This is a genomic window from Romboutsia sp. 13368, assembly GCF_018336475.1.
Classification (GTDB): Bacteria; Bacillota; Clostridia; order Peptostreptococcales; family Peptostreptococcaceae; genus Romboutsia.
This window is the reverse complement of record NZ_CP048741.1, coordinates 825,947-826,826: the sequence shown is the minus strand read 5'-3', so window position 1 is coordinate 826,826 and position 880 is coordinate 825,947. Positions and strand designations below refer to the sequence as shown.

At 23.5% G+C, this 880-nt stretch carries 1 protein-coding gene; it reads left to right on the top strand.

All coding sequences use genetic code 11. From position 1 onward, the window contains the following. Positions 1 to 44: 44 nt before the first annotated feature. Positions 45 to 728, top strand: coding sequence for a YjjG family noncanonical pyrimidine nucleotidase (locus tag G3997_RS03370; protein ID WP_296648099.1), 684 nt, complete (start codon positions 45 to 47; stop codon positions 726 to 728). Positions 729 to 880: the final 152 nt, after the last annotated feature.

Genomic DNA, 880 nt, shown 5'->3' with positions numbered 1-880 from the left:
TGTTATAATMAGTTTTAATACATTAGTTTAAAAGGAGATTTATTATGGAATATAAGGTTATTTTATTTGATGCAGACGATACTTTATTTGATTTTAAAAAAACAGAAAAACATGCATTAGAAAAATTAATGTCTAATTTAGATACTAAATATGATAATGATTACTGTATAAATATTTACAAGGAAATAAATACTCAGATATGGAAAGAGCTTGAAGAAGGAAAAATAACTTCAGACAAATTGAAAGTAGAAAGATTTCAAAGACTTATAAACAAGCTTAACTTATCGGATGATGCAAATAGACTAAGCAATTTATATATCGAGTTTTTAAGTCAGGGTTCATTTTTATATGAAGAAACAAAAGAGCTTTTAGATTATTTATCTAAAAATTATAAATTAGCTATAATAACTAATGGACTTTCTGATGTTCAACATAAAAGAATTAGAGAATCTGAAGTTAGCCACTATTTCGATGAAATTATAATATCTCAAGAAGTTAAAATCTCAAAGCCTGATCCAAGAGTTTTTGAATATGCTCTTAATTCATTAAATCATGATGATAAATCTTCTGTTTTAATGGTTGGAGACAGCTTAACATCTGATATTAAAGGGGGAATAAATGCTTCTATAGATACTTGTTGGTTTAATTTATTTAATAAATCAAACGATACTGATATAAGTCCAAAATATGAAATAAATAACTTACTAGATTTAAAAAATATATTATAATCAAACTAAAAAAGGCATGTACCTTAATTTAAAATAGTACATGCCTTTTTATTATATTAATTTTATCTATGCTTTAAATACACTTTATATAATTTAATTTCTTCATTTTCTYTAACTAATACTTCATATTCATTATAATGTGCATTGTATGG